The sequence below is a fragment of the uncultured Fretibacterium sp. genome (assembly GCF_963544685.1).
Classification (GTDB): domain Bacteria; phylum Synergistota; class Synergistia; order Synergistales; family Aminobacteriaceae; genus CAJPSE01.
This window is the reverse complement of record NZ_CAUUGJ010000058.1, coordinates 1-14,546: the sequence shown is the minus strand read 5'-3', so window position 1 is coordinate 14,546 and position 14,546 is coordinate 1. Positions and strand designations below refer to the sequence as shown.

The following is a 14,546-nucleotide window of genomic DNA, read 5'->3' as shown; positions in this document are numbered from 1 at the left end:
GGTCATCAGCCCGGTCAAACGACGCGCCTGGTCGTAGACGTCCTCGAACCCAAGCCAGCGCGCCAGTTTCAGGGCACGGTAAAGGTCCCGGGCCAAGGCACCCTGAGCCTGAAGCTTCAGCCGGGCGTAGAGGACGAACCCCCACAGCTCCAGTTCGCCGGGTTTCGAGGCAAGCGAAGGATTCTCCCCGTCCAGCAGCCTGATCGTGCCGGGGCGCGCCAGGAAAGTATACAGGGAAAGGGGATGGTCTCGTGCGAGGGTATCCAGGGTTCTCTCCGACTCGGCCGATTTGCCCGCCGCCCTCTGCGCGTGCGCGATCCAATAGAGGATGCGCGCCTTCCGGGCCCCATCCACCCCTGGGGCATAGGCCTGCTTCCAGAGGCGCACGGCCTCATCCGGTCGTCTCCCGTCCAGGCTCGCCCAGCCGCGTCGCCAGAGGACGTCGAAGGCGTAGGCCGTATCGGGATACCCCACGATCAGCCGGTCCTCCAGCTCCGTCCTCCGCTTGTCGCCGACGAGGCCGCTCAAGATCAGAAGCGCACGCGCCTGGACCTTGCCCTTGCGCTTCTCGACGATGCGCTCCAACACCCCGGCGGCGGCCTCCTTATCGCTCCGCGCAAGGACCCCGATGCGCCGAACGGACGCCTCCGCGTAGGCGTTCCCGTTCAGGGCCAGCGCCCCCCACAGGCTCAGCGCCTCCGTGCTGCGCTTCATCCGAAAGAGCGACCAGGCCCGATGATACGCTGCCTTCCGCCCCTCCGCGGAGCCGACGGGTACGGGGGCCAACCGCTCGACCGCCGTCTTGTCGTCCTTGACCAGATGGGCATAGACGCCCAAGGCTACCCGAACGGACTGAGGCCACGGCTTCTTATGGCCTGCCAGTACCTCGGCCGCCGCCTTGTTGCCGGCCTGCAACCTGAGGAGACTCAAGGCCTGAGCGGTTCGGTCCTTCGGCTGGCCCGGAAGACGAATGAGGCGGGAGAGAGCATAAATTCTGCGTTCTTTCGTATCGGCGGTCTGGAGCATTCGTTCCAGGGCCGTCTGAATTTTCTGGGGTTCCCCATCCTTCAGCAGGCGATGCTGGGCCGCGGCGATGTAATATTTCAGCTCCCTCGGGGCGGATTTCCAAAGCCGTTCCGACAGGTTCAGGGCCTCCTCGGGCCGCCCCACCCTCTCGTAGCCCAACAGGAGGGTCATATCGGCATAGGGACGGATCCCCTGGGGAAAGGCATTCCCCTGTGCCTCCAAGATCGAGACCGCCTCGGGCCATTTGCCGCGGAGGCGCAGGGCGTTGACCATCAAGGCGTGATCCCGGGGGGATTTGTCCCGCTTCGAGGCATAGGCCTCGTCCATTGCGGCCCAGGAACGCCGCCAGAAGAGATCGTAGAGTTTGCTCTCCGCAGCCGAGGCTGGGGAGAGGAGACCAACCAGGCAGAAGAAAACGACGAGACTCAGGAAGTTGCGCGCTCCCGAAGCAAAAATTTTTTTCAGCATGGATTCTCCTTAACGAAATACAAAAAATTGGCGGGCTTGCCGAAACGTGCCCGCCTCCTATTCAGGCGCCTCCCATCAGGAAAAATACAGAACCTGACGCCCCCATTCCGGACAGCCCAAGCCAAGTGCAGGAGCGGCAAAGAGGCAGAAGGCCGCACCGCCGCTGCCCGTTATGCCCCAGGCCAGGGCCTCCGATCGTTCCAATGTCCCGAAAAGCTCGCGATACCCCGGGAAACGCTCCAGAAGCGGCAGCGCAAAATCGTTGGGGAGCAGACCGACGCGTTCCCCCTTTTGGAGCGCCTCATAAAGGCACAGGGCCTCATCCCTGGCCTCGGACGCGCAAAGCGGATACCCGCCGGGATGCCGGGCGTCCAGCTCATCGTAGGCCCCCCTCGTGCCCACGCTCCACTCGGGAAAGAAGACCCGGCCTCCCAGGGGAAGTGCAGGCAGAGGCTCAAGACGATCCCCGATCCCCGAGACCAGAGCGACGGGAAAAGCGGAGAAAAGACAAGGCACATCCGCGCCTGTTCGGCAAGCAATCTCCGGCCACCGGGAATCCGGGATCTCCGCGGCAAGCCACCTGAGCAATGCGGCTCCGTTGCCGCTCCCCGCCCCAAGACCGGCCCCCGGGAAAAGGCTCTTCAGGATCTCTATATCCAAAGGAGGAACGGCAAGACCCGACGCGCGGGCGAGGCGCAGGGCCCTCGCCACGATATTCTCCCCCTCCAGCTCCATCCCATCGACGTTGACGAGGTCCCCGGCGGCGGGATCGAGGCGCCGGACGACGCGCAGCGTCTCCCCCGAGGGAATCCTGAGGAAGAGGGAGACGAGGTCGTGATAGCCGTCGTCCCGCCGCCCGGTCACCCGGAGGGAAAGATTCAGCTTTGCAAAGGAAGGCAGGACGAAGCGCACAGCGGCAGCTCCCCCAAAAAATTCGTGAAGATCATCTCGTGAGCCCCCATGGTTCCTCCAGAAGTAAAGGAAAGAGGACCTGAAAAAAATACCCCCGGACCTCGTCCGGGGGTATTTTACCTAAAACCCTAAACGCGAGTCACAATTTCAAGCTCGACCTCTCGGGTGAGTATCTCCGCATAGCTGAAGGAGACGGTGCTTGCGCTGGATTCGTCGTACAAGGTGAAAAGCTTGGGATAGACGTCGAGCAGAATCCCCTCCGTCTCCTCGGTCCTGTTCCTTCCCTTGGACATTCGACAACGAACCAGCCGGCCCTTATAAGAGAAAATCTCATCTTTGATGGATGTGAGCGTTCTCGGCACGAAACATCACTTCCTCAAACTCAGCTATGGTTAAGTATAACATAACCGGGAGAGAAAATGTCCCTCATCCATAATATGATATGGCCGACAAAGAATCCAGAGTCTCAATTCGCCCCGTCCGGAACGCAATCCGGCAAGGGGAAGCCCCTCCGGACCACCGGCACGGGGATATCCGCGCCCCGGGACAAAATGTAATGATTCTCCCCTCTGCAATCCAGCAGGACGGGATAGCCGTCGCGCGTAACGGTCCCCAGGGCCTCGGGATTGCGGCGCGGACGCACGTCCATCGTAAAGCCGTCCCCGCAGTCGGGGACGGTGATGACCGCCGGGACGGGGTCCGGGGGCAACGCGCCGGCGGGGACCGCCGCAAACAGGGAAAGCGAACAGGCCAGGAGCGCACCCGGAACACGGAAGGCCAGCCTCTTCATCGGGACGGCACAACCTCCCCCATCCAGTAATATCCCCATTCCGTCGCCTGCTGCGCCAGCACGGGCATATCCGCCTCGTACCAGATGAACCGATTGCGCTTGACCATCCGCGTGAGCTCGTAGAGCTGCCCCTTGAGGGCATCCACCGGGCGCTGATCGGCACGCAGGGTAATCTGGTACCAGCTCCGTCCCGTCCACACATAGATCGCCCTGGGGAGGTTCCCCTTCCAGGCGACGGGGACCGCGGGGTTGTGCAGGACACCCATGCGGTCGACGCTGCTCTGCCAGTTCCCGATCGCCATGAAGCGGGGGGTGAAGCTCCAGTCCGGCACCCACGTGGAATGGGTCTCGCCTCCGGCGGCACGCGAGGGAGGAAGGCCGGGCTGACGCACGGCCGCGACCTCGGGAGGCGGCACCGTGACGTGCGAGGAAATCTGGGCCGGGCGCACCCAGGGGACGATCCCCGCCATGGAGGGCACGACCGACCCCACGATATAGTTCGTCGGATTCAGGTTGGGGCCGGACGCGGTGCCATACACCCAGACCCCGTCCCTGTTCTTCGTCACGGGGTAGCCGTCGAAGGTCACATACCAGTTCTTCGGCATGTTGTAGGGCCGGTACACGTAGAACTGCATCCCGGCATAGGACGGCTGCGCCACCAGCAGGGGCTCGGCCACGTAAACCCTGGCCTCGGCCGACGAGGCCAAACTCATCAGGAGGCCCGAAAACAAACAGGAGATCAGACCGAAATGCCGAAGGGACAACAACTCCATCACTCCTCGTCTTTTCCTGCGGAATTGCGGACCGCCGACAAATACGGCAAGCTGCGCATCACCGGGCGAGGACGATCTGTCCCATCCACCGGTAGCCCCAGACCGCGGCGTGTTGGGCAAGGACGTTCATATCCTGATCCGTCCAGACCAGATTGTTTCTGTTGCTCATGCAGGCCAGCTCGTACAGCCTGCCGCGCAGCGCGTCCACGGGATGCTGAGAGTCCCGGAGGGATATCTGATACCAGTTTCGGCCCGTCCAGGCATAGATCACATTGGGGCGAGACCCTTTCCACGCCACGGGGACCGCGGGTTTGCCCAGCACGCCGATGCGGTCCACGCTCCTCCCCCATCCTCCGATGGCCACGAAATTGGGATTCTGAACCCAGCGGGGAACATAGACGGGAGCGGCGACGACGGCAACCGGAGCAACGGGCGCAACAGCCGGGACGACAACCGGCGCAACGGCCGGAGCGCAGGCGGGCGCCGCGACCCATGGCACCAGCCCGGCCACGGAGGGGACGACCGACCCGACGACATAGGCGGTCGGCACGATGTTCGCCCCGACGCAGGAACCGTAGACCCAAATACCATCCGCATTCCTGAAGACGGGGTAGCCGTCGTAGGTCGCATACCACCCGCCAGGGATGTTATAAGGACGATAAACGTAAAACTGCATCCCCGAATAGGCGGGCTGTGTGATCAGGATCGGGTCCGCGGCATTCATCCACACGGCCGCGACGGCCGCCTCCTCCCCCGCAAAGGCCAGCAGGAAAGCCAACGCCAACAGGAACGGCATCTTAGCTGCAAAACGCTTGCTCTTCATCTCTCACTCGCTCCTTCTTTTGAGATAAACGCGAAAAAAGGGTCCCGAGGTCATCCTCGGGAGGAAGGGGCCTGCGAAATCCTTTTCATCAGGGCCCCAATCCCCCTTTTTGCCGTTCATTTTTTATCCGCCGGCAACGGAGGAAGGTAAACCGGACGATCCCCCGATGCCGCTCCCGGGACGGGAGGCTGATAGGCCGGAGCCTCCCCCGAGACAACCGCACCCTCGACGAGGGGACCCCCCGCCGCCGGAGGCGCGGAAACCGCGCCCCCAGTCCCCGCACCGGGCAGCGGAGGCTGATAGACGGGAGCCTGACCGGGCTGCCCCCCCATGGGAGCGGAGGGGACCTCCGCGGAGGGCGACGGCTGAGGGGCAGGCCCAGGGGCCCCGCCCGCCGGGAGGGCGACGCCAACCTCCAGCGCAGGAGGCAGCGCCAGGGGGACAATCCGGGACTCGGGCGGCGCATAGGCGGGCTCGCCGCCCTCCCAAAGCCTTTCCCGCCCCGGCGGGACATAGACCGAGGGCTGCCACGCGTCGCCGTCGAAGGGCCCCGCGCCGGGCTCCGGAGGGGTGTAGAGCGGAACCTTGGGCAGCTCGGGATCGACAGGAGGGCGAACGGGCCGGCGCCGTGCCTGGGGGGAGTCGGGGGGGATGATGGCGATCCCGTGGTCGTTCGTGGGGATGGGGTAGACCCGCGCCGGACGTTTGGGGTCCCACAGGGGCACGCGCTCCCCGTCCCCGGGGTAGACCACCACGCGGGAGAAGGGCTCGAATCCGGGGTCCAACTCCATCGCCTTGCGATAGAAGAACTGGGCCTGCTCGAACTGTGCCGTCCTCTCGTGGTACATTCCGTACCAATACCACGCTTCGGGATTGCGCCGTTCCTCCTGCACGGCCTTCTGCAGCCACGGATACGCCGCCTCGTAGCGCTCCTCGCGCATGAGGGCGATTCCCTGCCGCAGGGAGGAAATACGGGGACGGGAGGGAACGGCCTTCTTTCGCACCGGCGCCGATGGGGTCTTTTTCTTGGTTTTTCTCGCCTTGGGCGCCGCTTTCTTTATCGGGGCCCTCTTCACCGATTTTCTGACGGGGGGCGGCACTTCGTCGGCCGAGACGTTCCCATTGGCCCAGGCGGGCCCGCAGCCGGCCAAGGCCCCAAGCAAGAGAGCCAGAAGGGCAAAAAACCTTACACTTCCGCGCGAATATCCGCCCATGGCGATCCTCAACTCCTCGGCCCCGTCACCTTGATGACGGTGTCCTTCAGCTGTATGGGGTCCTTGCGGTTATCCTTGACGACCCGCACTACCGCGTTCTTCTCCTGAACGGAGACCACCTTGACCTTGCCGATCGTGTTCTGAAGCACCACAACGGGGTTTTCCGGGTCTACGGTCACGTAGGTATCCCCTCTGACGACATCCAGGACATCCCCCACCCGCAGGGAGTCCTGCCGCCCAATCGAGATGATGAACTCCCTCCTTCGGCGCCTCGATCCCGCCGTAGGCGAGATGATCCGCCCCACGGTGGTGATGGCGGGGGAAAAACGGTCGCGTCCCTCGGCCTCGGCTCTCGGGTCGTTGCGGCGAATGGCGTTGCTGACCTGCCCCATGGCCTGAGCCTGAGCGTCCTCGATCCCCTTTTTGAGGGCCTGCCACTGCGAGGAAGTGCGAAATTGCTCCCATGTCGGGTGGCTCATCCTCTGTCCCCGGTCCTTTGCACCCGTCAGCCCCAGAAGATCGAGGCCGTCCTTGAAGGGGACCGGGAGCGAGACGAGCGCCGCATCCAGCCAGTAAAGTTTCTCCCCGTCAAAGGTAAAGCGCCTGTCGGTTCCCTCCGCGACCCTCATGGCGAACTGACGTGCCTGGACGGTGTCCAGGATGCGGATCCGCAGGCTCACCCGCCCCTTTTCCAGCTTGCCCAGGACGTTCCGTTCCTCGAACACCGCGTCGAACAGCTCCATCTGCAGCGCCATGTCCCCAGGACGATGCCCGGAGGCGAACCAGCGGTTCATGCCGGGTTCATCCAGGACCTGGACGTCGATCAGCGGCGAACGCTTGAAGAGCACCTCCAGGTAGTCCGTCATCTTGCGCTCCAGGACATTATAGGGGTAATACTTGCTCTCCCAGACCTGGAGGCCGGTCGTGTTCTCCGTCGGAAGGATCACCACGTGCAGGCGCCGCGGCTCGGCCGCCTGACAGACGGAGCCCGCACAAAGCAGTAAAAGCGCCATAAACGCCCCACATATCCTGTTCTTCATGGATGTCCCCGTCACTCCCAAACCGTAAGGGCCTACGTGAGGGGCCCCTCTCCCCGGGGTCCCCCCTTTGGCATTTTCCAACCCGACATTTTCGAAGTCGGGCCCCGAATCATCCTGCGAAACCCAACCTGCCTCTATTTTACCGTATCCGAGGGGGAAATCGCCGACGATTTATCTTCTGAATCTTATCTTCATTAGCTCCGTATTTTTCCTGCTTGCGTCAAATCGGAATTTGATGTACTATTTTCGCCGAGGGGAACAGGGCTTCAGACGCAACACGAGTTCACTTGAGAGGGGAGTTTCGTTATATTATGGAAAGACTGAGCATCTTCAAATGCGCCAGGTGCGGCGGCATGGTGGAGGTTCTGCACGCCGGGAGCGGCGCGCTGTCCTGCTGCGGGGAATCCATGAAGCAGATGAAGGAGAACACCACCGACGCCGCCCAGGAGAAGCACGTGCCGGTGTTCGAGGATGGCGCGGTGAAGGTGGGGAGCGTCGCGCATCCGATGGCCGAGGAGCACTATATCGAGTGGATCGAGCTCATCGACGGCGACAAGGTCTGCCGTCAGTTTCTCAAGCCGGGCGAGCAGCCCAAGGCCGAATTTGCCGGCGCCGGACACCACGGAGTTACCGCGCGCGAGTATTGCAATCTGCATGGACTTTGGAAGGGAGAAAGATAATACGATGATTTCCGAAAAAATGGCGGCCGCGATCAACGACCAGATCAAGGCTGAATTCGATTCCGCCTACATCTACCTGGGCATGGCCGCATACTTTCAGGACTGCAACCTGCCGGGGATGGCCCATTGGATGGAGAAACAGTACCACGAGGAGCTCGAGCACGCGGAGAGGTTCATCGAACATCTCTACGAGCGCGGCGCCCGCGTGAAGATCGAGGAGATCGCCAAACCCAAAGAGAGCTACGACGGCCCCCTGAGCGTCTTCAAGGAGTCCCTCCGGCACGAACGGTACGTGACGGAACGCATCGACAAGCTGATGGACCAGGCGATCGAGGAGAAGGACCACGCCACCAGCTCCATGCTCAGGTGGTTCGTCGACGAGCAGGTGGAGGAGGAGGCGAACGTCGAGGCCATCGTCCGCAATCTGGAGTTTGTGGGCGACTCCCACGCCAGCATCTATCTGCTCGACAAGGAGCTGGGCGGACGCTAGCGTCCGCGGTACGACGGCTGCGAGGGAACGGTAACCGCCGTTCCCTCTTTTCGTATGCTCCACCATGTGCGATAATCCACCACTCTCCGGGAATGCCCCCTATCCAGGAGATACCCGTCATCCAGCAAAGGCCGCCCATCCGGGGCTCGTCCGCCTGAAACCGTTTCTGGACGGGCTCTACTTCGTCTATAACCGCAGGGAGCTGATCCACCCCGATCCGCTCCTGTTTCTCTACCGTTACGACGACCTGCTCGACCGAGAGATCGCGGGGCTTGTCGCCTCCTCGCTGGCCTATGGCCGCGTCGCCCAGATCCTGAAGAGCGTCTCACGGGTCCTGGATCCCCTGGGTCCGAGCCCGCACCGTTTTCTGATTGCCCATCCAGAGGCGCCGTCCCGGCTCCTCGAGGGCTTCAAGCACCGTTTCACCGCGGCCGGGGAGGTGGAGAGCCTCCTGGTCAACGCCGCGCGGGCCCAGAGAGAGCATGGGAGCCTGGAGGGGCTTCTGCGTCATTGTCTGGAGAAAAGCGCCGATCTGCTGAGCGCCCTGGACGGATTCTCCGACGCGCTCTCGCCGGAGCGTCAGGGGTTTCCGCTCCTGACGGCCCCGCGGGACGGCAGCGCCTGCAAACGGCTCTTCCTCCTCCTGAAGTGGATGGTGCGGAGGGACGACGTCGACCCCGGAGGGTGGAGGGCCGTCGCCCCGCGCGACCTCATCATGCCGACGGACACGCACATCCATGCCATCGCGCTGAAGCTGGGACTGACGAAGAGGAAACAGGCGGATCTCGTTACGGCGCTCGAGATCACGGAGAGGTTCCGCGAGGTTGCGCCGGACGACCCCACGCGGTACGACTTCGTCCTGAGCCGTTTCGGTATCCGAACCGGCCTGAACGCCGACGCCCTTTCGGACCTGCTTGGCCCATGAAACCCCGGCCTCATCCCACCCCATAATCCATATAATCCATATATAATGAACACGTTCCAAGCTCTCTGATCTGCCGAACGGCTTTTTCTTCAACGGACTGGCACCCTCGGAATCCCTGGATTTTTCGTTCTCGACCGCCGTACTTCGGTTGGGTTTGGTTGGATTCGTTTTGGTCCGAAAGGAGGCTTTTTGTATGTCAGACAAGCAATTTCCGCTCATCTCGGACGCCCTCGTCAGGACCGGCGGCACGCCCAAGGACAAGGCATCCGCCATTCGTGAGGTCGGGGAACTGCTGCGCAACGCCGGGTACGTCGATCCTCCCTACGTGGCGAGCATGGCGGAGCGGGAAAAGGCCGCGGACACCTTCCTGGGGGCGGGCATCGCCATCCCCCACGGCAAGGTCGAGGACAAGAACTGCGTCCGGCACGACGGCATCGCTGTTTTGCAGGTCCCCGCCGGCGTCGAGTGGAACGCCGGCCAGACCGCGAAGCTGGTCGTGGGGATAGCCGCGAGGTCCGACGGACACCTGGCCATCCTGAAACGGCTGACGCGGCTGATCCAGGATGAGGAGCGGATCGCGCGCCTGTCCAGCACGGACTCCGCCGCCGATATCGTCTCGGCCCTCTCCGAGGAGCGCGGCGCCGAGGATACGAAACCCGCCGAGGCCGAGGACCTGGAGGTCCGGGACGAATGGGTGGTCGACTACCCCTCCGGCCTGCACGCGCGTCCTGCCTCGCTCTGGGTGAACGCCGCGAAGGCCCTGGACGGTCCCTTACGCCTGCGCCGGGGCTCCGACACCGCGGACCCGCGGAACCTCCTCTCCCTGCTTCAGCTCGGCGTCAAGTCCGGGGAGACGATCATCATCTCGGCCTCGGGCGAAAAGGCCAAGGCCGCGGTCCGACGGATGAAGGAGGTCATGACCGGCCTCTCCGCGCAGGAAAAGGAGGATTTCGAGCGCGCCGCGCGCAAGGCGGCCGAGGTCGTGCCCCCAGGGAACGCCTGGGTTCCTCCGAGCGGCAAACCCGCTTTGAAGGGGGTCTCCGCGAGTCCGGGTATGGCGACGGGGACGATCGTCAGGATCGGCGCCCGTACGACGGAGGTGGAGGATGAACCCGCGTCGCTGGAGGAATCCGCCCGTCTGCTGGAGTCCGCCATCGACAGGGCCAGACGGCAGCTCGAGGAGGTCATCGAGGAGACCGTCCGCCGTCTGGGTCAGAACGAGGCGGCCATCTTCAGGGCCCACCTCGGCATCCTCGAGGACACCAGGCTCCTGACCCTGGCCTCCCGGACGATCGTCGCCGGGCACGGCGCGGCATGGGCGTGGAACCACGCGGTCGAGACGCTGGCCGACAAGCTCGCGTCGATCGACAACCAGCTTCTGGCGGCGCGGGCCGCGGACATGAGGGACGTGGGACGCCGGGTCCTCTCGGCCCTGCGGGAGGAGGAGGGCGAGGAATCCCCATCCCCCGCCGGGACCCCCGACTCGCCGGTCGTCATCGTGGCCGAGGACCTCTCCCCGTCGGACACCGCCGGGCTGGACCGTGAGCGGGTCGCAGGGCTCGTCACGGCCCTGGGCGGGCCGACGTCGCACACCGCGATCATCGCGCGTACCCTTGGGCTTCCCGCGGTCGTAGCCCTGGGACGCGATCTCCTGGACAAACCCGCCTCGACGGCCATCGTCGACGGGGACACCGGCAGGGTCTGGCTGGACCCCACCGAGGAGGACCTGTCGGCCGCCAGGGAGAGGATGCGCACCCTCAGAGAGAGGGAGGAGGCGGAACGGGCCGCCCGCATGGAGCCGGGGAGGACTGCCGACGGCCGCATCATCGCGGTCGCCGCGAACGTCAACCGGCCGTCCCAGGTCGCGGAGGCCATCGACATGGGCTGCGAGGGCGTCGGACTGATGCGCACGGAGTTCCTCTTTCTGGAGCGGGACACGACCCCGACCGAGGACGAGCAGTACGAGATCTACCGCGCCATGCTGAGCGCCCTCGGCGGCAGGCCCCTCATCGTCCGGGCCCTCGACATCGGCGGGGACAAGCGCGTCCCGCACCTGAACCTTCCCCACGAGGAGAACCCGTTCCTGGGCGTGCGCGGCGTACGCCTGCTGCTTCGCCGGCCGGAGCTCCTCTACCCCCAGGTTCGCGCCCTCTATCGTGCCGCCGGGGAGGGGAACGGACTGTCCGTGATGTTCCCCATGGTCGGGACCCTGGAGGAGATACGCCGTTTCCGCGCCGTCTGCGAGGAGGTTCGCGCCTCGCTCGACGCGCCCCGCATCCCTCTGGGCATCATGGTCGAGGTCCCGGCCGCCGCCCTCCTCGCCGAGGAGTACGCACCCGAGGTGGACTTCTTTTCCATCGGGACCAACGACCTGACCCAATACACCCTGGCCATAGACCGCCAAAACCCGGAGCTGGCCGCCTCGGCCGACTCCCTTCACCCCGCCGTCCTGCGCCTCGTCCGAAGGACGGTCGAGGGAGCCGAAAAGCACGGCAAGTGGGTGGGCATCTGCGGCGGCATCGCCGGAGATCCGTTCGGGGCCTCGCTGCTGGTCGGGCTCGGGGTGACGGAGCTGTCGATGACCCCCCGCGACATCCCAGCGGTCAAGGCCCGGCTCCGTGCGCACGACTACGCGAAGCTCAGGGCCCTGGCGGAGAGGGCCCTGGAGCAGGACAGTGCGGAGGCCGTCCGGGCTCTGGAACAGGAGGCCCAATGATGAGGATCGTGACCGTCACCCTGAACCCCGCGATCGACATGACGGTAGGGCTGGCGGAACCGCTCGCGCGGGGGTCCGTCAACCTGGCCGAGTCCGTGACCGAGACGCCGGGGGGCAAGGGGATCAACGTCGCCTCGTTTCTGGCCGACTGGGGGCTGGGCTCCTCCGTCACCGGCCTGATCGGCGCCGACAACGTCGGGATATTCGAGGGGCTGTTCCGCGAGAAGGGGCTGGACGACCGCTTTGTCCGGGTCCCGGGCAAGACGCGCACGAACGTGAAGATCGTGGACGGCGACGAGACGACCGACGTCAACCTCCCCGGGCTTCGCGCGGACGCCCCCGTGCTCCGCAGCCTGGAGACGATCCTTCTGGACCTGGCGAAGGAGGGGCCCTGCATCGTCTCCCTCTCGGGGAGCCTGCCCAAGGGGTGCGGGACGGATATCTACGCGAACCTGACCCAAAAGCTCCGGGACATCGGCGCCCAGGTGATGCTGGACACCAGCGGGGAGGCGCTGAAAACGGCCCTTGACGCTCCCGTCAAACCGCTCTGCGCCAAACCGAACAGGAGCGAGCTCGCGGCATGGACCGGACGGACCATCGAGACGGAGGAGGACCTGATCCGCGCGGCCAAGGCGCTCCTGACGGGGGGGATGGCATTGCTCGCGGTCTCGATGGGAGGGGACGGGGCGATTTTCTTCTCCAAAGAGGGCGCCCTGCACGCAAAAAAGCGGCTGAACCGGCTTTCGAGCACCGTCGGGGCGGGCGACTCCATGGTCGCCGGCATCCTCGCCGCCCAGAGCGAGGGCGGCGACCTCGAGCGCGCGGCGCGCCTCGGGACCGCCTTTGCGGCGGCACGGGTCGACGCCGATTTCGAGGGCAGCCTCCGGGACCACGGGGCCATAGAGGCCATCGCCTCGTCCGTCGAGTTGAAGAGCATCGGACTGTAAGGGAGGGGAAAGCATCGTGGAAAAGGACACGCTGTTTCTTATCGTCAACGGAGGAGCGTCCGCGCCCCGCGGCATCCTTGCCGCGGAGGCCCTGAGGAGCGCGGCCGAACGTCTGGGCCGGAAGCTGGAGATCGAGGTCCGGGCGAATGGCGCGACGCTGGCCGCCTTCGACACGCCGCCCGGCCCCGACGACCGCATCCTTCTCATCGGGGGAAGGGCGGGGGAAAAAGACCCGGCCGTCCCGGAACGCGCGGAGCCCATCCCCGTCGTCGATATCGGATCGATCCTGACCGACCCGACGGGGGCGCTGGAGCTGCTCTTCGGGGGAGCAGCATCACCCGGCGCACCGGCCGGGGGGACGAAGAAGGAGCTCATCGTGGCGATCACATCCTGCCCGACCGGCATCGCACACACCTTCATGGCCGCCGAGGGGCTGGAGCAGGCGGCCAAAGCTCTGGGCTACGATATCCGAGTGGAGACCCAGGGGTCCGTCGGCGCAGGAACGCCCCTGACACCCGAGGAGATATCCCGGGCGGCCCTCGTCCTCATCGCCGCGGACAAGGAGGTGGAACGCAGCCGCTTCGTCGGCAAGCGGGTCTTCGCCGCGGCAACGAAGCCGGCGATCACGGCCGGCGAGGCCCTGATCCGTCAGGCGTTCTCGGAGGCGACGGTTCAGGCGGGAGACGCGGAAAAGGGGTCCTCCGAGGCGGCGGCATCCCAGAAAAAGGCCGGGCCGTACAAGCACCTGATGACCGGCGTCTCGTTCATGCTTCCCTTCGTCGTCGCGGGCGGCCTCCTGATCGCCTTGGGGTTCGCCTTCGGCGGCATCTACGCGGGGAACGAATCCAACGCGGGAACCCTTGGGCACGCACTCTTCACGATCGGCGCCACGGGCGCCTTCACGCTGATCGTACCGGTGCTGGCCGGCTACATCGCCTACTCGATCGCGGACCGCCCCGGCATCGCCCCCGGCATGGTCGGCGGCGTCCTGGCGGCCAACCTGGGAGCGGGTTTCCTCGGCGGCATCGTGGCCGGCTTCATCGCCGGGTACGCGACGGACCTCCTGAACCGGGCTATCCGGCTTCCCAAGAACCTCGCCGGGCTCAAGCCGGTGCTGATCCTCCCGCTTCTGGGCACCCTGATAACCGGACTCCTGATGCTGTACGCGGTCGGGACCCCCGTGGCCCGGGCACTCCAGGCCCTTACCGATTGGCTCCAGGGGATGCGCGGGGCGAGCTCGGTCCTCCTGGGGCTGCTCCTGGGGGGGATGATGGCCATCGATATGGGGGGACCGATCAACAAGGCGTCCTACGCCTTCGCCACGGGGCTCATCACCACTCAGATCTACAGCCCGATGGCCGCGGTCATGGCGGGCGGGATGACGCCGCCCCTGGCCTTGGCGCTCGCGTGCCGCCTGTTCCGGAACCGATTCACGCGCGAGGAGCTGGAGGCCGGAAACGCCGCGGCCGTCCTTGGGCTCGCCTTCGTGACGGAGGGGGCCATCCCCTTCGCGGCCCGGGACCCGCTGCGGGTCATCCCGGCGCTCGCTGTGGGGTCCGCCCTGGCCGGGGCCATCTCCATGCTGGTCGGGGCGGAGCTCAAGGTTCCGCACGGAGGGGTCTTCGTCCTGACAATCCCGGAGGCGGCCACACACGTCTGGGGCTATCTCGCCGCCATCGCGGCGGGTACGATCGCCAGCACCGTGCTGTTGGGACTGTTCAAGAGGCCGCTGAAAGAAGTGT

At 65.3% G+C, this 14,546-nt stretch carries 14 protein-coding genes; 6 read left to right on the top strand and 8 right to left on the bottom strand.

What is annotated here, in order from left to right; translation table 11 throughout:
- The 8 genes from ABLA28_RS06850 to ABLA28_RS06815 form a co-directional block, all read right to left on the bottom strand.
- The coding region (locus tag ABLA28_RS06850; RefSeq protein ID WP_347713036.1) for a tetratricopeptide repeat protein at positions 1-1,494 on the bottom strand (1,494 nt) is incomplete at its 3' end.
- A 75-nt stretch (positions 1,495-1,569) separates the two neighbouring features.
- Positions 1,570-2,406 carry a 4-diphosphocytidyl-2C-methyl-D-erythritol kinase gene (locus tag ABLA28_RS06845; protein ID WP_347713035.1) on the bottom strand — a complete coding sequence of 279 codons (837 nt, stop codon included), beginning with the start codon at positions 2,404-2,406 and terminating at the stop codon, positions 1,570-1,572.
- A gap of 128 nt (positions 2,407-2,534) precedes the next feature.
- Positions 2,535-2,768 (bottom strand): Veg family protein, encoded by a 234-nt coding sequence (locus tag ABLA28_RS06840; RefSeq protein WP_299298438.1) that lies wholly within the window; start codon positions 2,766-2,768, stop codon positions 2,535-2,537.
- A gap of 104 nt (positions 2,769-2,872) precedes the next feature.
- A complete protein-coding gene (locus ABLA28_RS06835; RefSeq protein WP_347713034.1) occupies positions 2,873-3,196 on the bottom strand; it encodes a hypothetical protein in 324 nt (107 codons plus the stop codon).
- A complete protein-coding gene (locus tag ABLA28_RS06830; RefSeq protein ID WP_347713033.1) occupies positions 3,193-3,972 on the bottom strand; it encodes a hypothetical protein in 780 nt (259 codons plus the stop codon). The genes ABLA28_RS06835 and ABLA28_RS06830 overlap by 4 nt, the downstream gene beginning before the upstream one ends.
- A gap of 55 nt (positions 3,973-4,027) precedes the next feature.
- The gene (locus ABLA28_RS06825; protein WP_299298429.1) at positions 4,028-4,792 is read right to left on the bottom strand and encodes a hypothetical protein; all 765 of its coding nucleotides are present in this window, start codon (positions 4,790-4,792) and stop codon (positions 4,028-4,030) included.
- Between the two features lie 116 nt (positions 4,793-4,908).
- Positions 4,909-5,733, bottom strand: coding sequence for a tetratricopeptide repeat protein (locus ABLA28_RS06820; RefSeq protein WP_347713032.1), 825 nt, complete (start codon positions 5,731-5,733; stop codon positions 4,909-4,911).
- A gap of 281 nt (positions 5,734-6,014) precedes the next feature.
- The gene (locus ABLA28_RS06815) at positions 6,015-7,019 is read right to left on the bottom strand and encodes a FlgT C-terminal domain-containing protein (RefSeq protein ID WP_347713031.1); all 1,005 of its coding nucleotides are present in this window, start codon (positions 7,017-7,019) and stop codon (positions 6,015-6,017) included.
- Between the two features lie 338 nt (positions 7,020-7,357).
- Between ABLA28_RS06815 and ABLA28_RS06810 the strand changes: the two genes are divergently transcribed.
- From ABLA28_RS06810 to ABLA28_RS06785, 6 genes are all read left to right on the top strand, one after another.
- Positions 7,358-7,726 (top strand): desulfoferrodoxin, encoded by a 369-nt coding sequence (locus ABLA28_RS06810; protein WP_347713030.1) that lies wholly within the window; start codon positions 7,358-7,360, stop codon positions 7,724-7,726.
- Positions 7,727-7,730: 4 nt separating this feature from the next.
- Positions 7,731-8,216 (top strand): ferritin, encoded by a 486-nt coding sequence (locus tag ABLA28_RS06805; RefSeq protein ID WP_347713029.1) that lies wholly within the window; start codon positions 7,731-7,733, stop codon positions 8,214-8,216.
- Between the two features lie 64 nt (positions 8,217-8,280).
- The gene (locus ABLA28_RS06800) at positions 8,281-9,141 is read left to right on the top strand and encodes a TIGR02757 family protein (RefSeq protein ID WP_347713028.1); all 861 of its coding nucleotides are present in this window, start codon (positions 8,281-8,283) and stop codon (positions 9,139-9,141) included.
- Positions 9,142-9,334: 193 nt separating this feature from the next.
- On the top strand, positions 9,335-11,857 hold the full coding sequence (gene ptsP, locus ABLA28_RS06795) for a phosphoenolpyruvate--protein phosphotransferase (RefSeq protein ID WP_347713027.1): 2,523 nt from the start codon (positions 9,335-9,337) through the stop codon (positions 11,855-11,857).
- On the top strand, positions 11,857-12,804 hold the full coding sequence (locus tag ABLA28_RS06790) for a 1-phosphofructokinase family hexose kinase (protein ID WP_347713026.1): 948 nt from the start codon (positions 11,857-11,859) through the stop codon (positions 12,802-12,804). The genes ptsP and ABLA28_RS06790 overlap by 1 nt, the downstream gene beginning before the upstream one ends.
- 16 nt (positions 12,805-12,820) lie before the next feature.
- Positions 12,821-14,546, top strand: a 1,726-nt coding sequence (locus tag ABLA28_RS06785) for a fructose-specific PTS transporter subunit EIIC (protein WP_347713025.1), incomplete at its 3' end; no start/stop codon positions are given.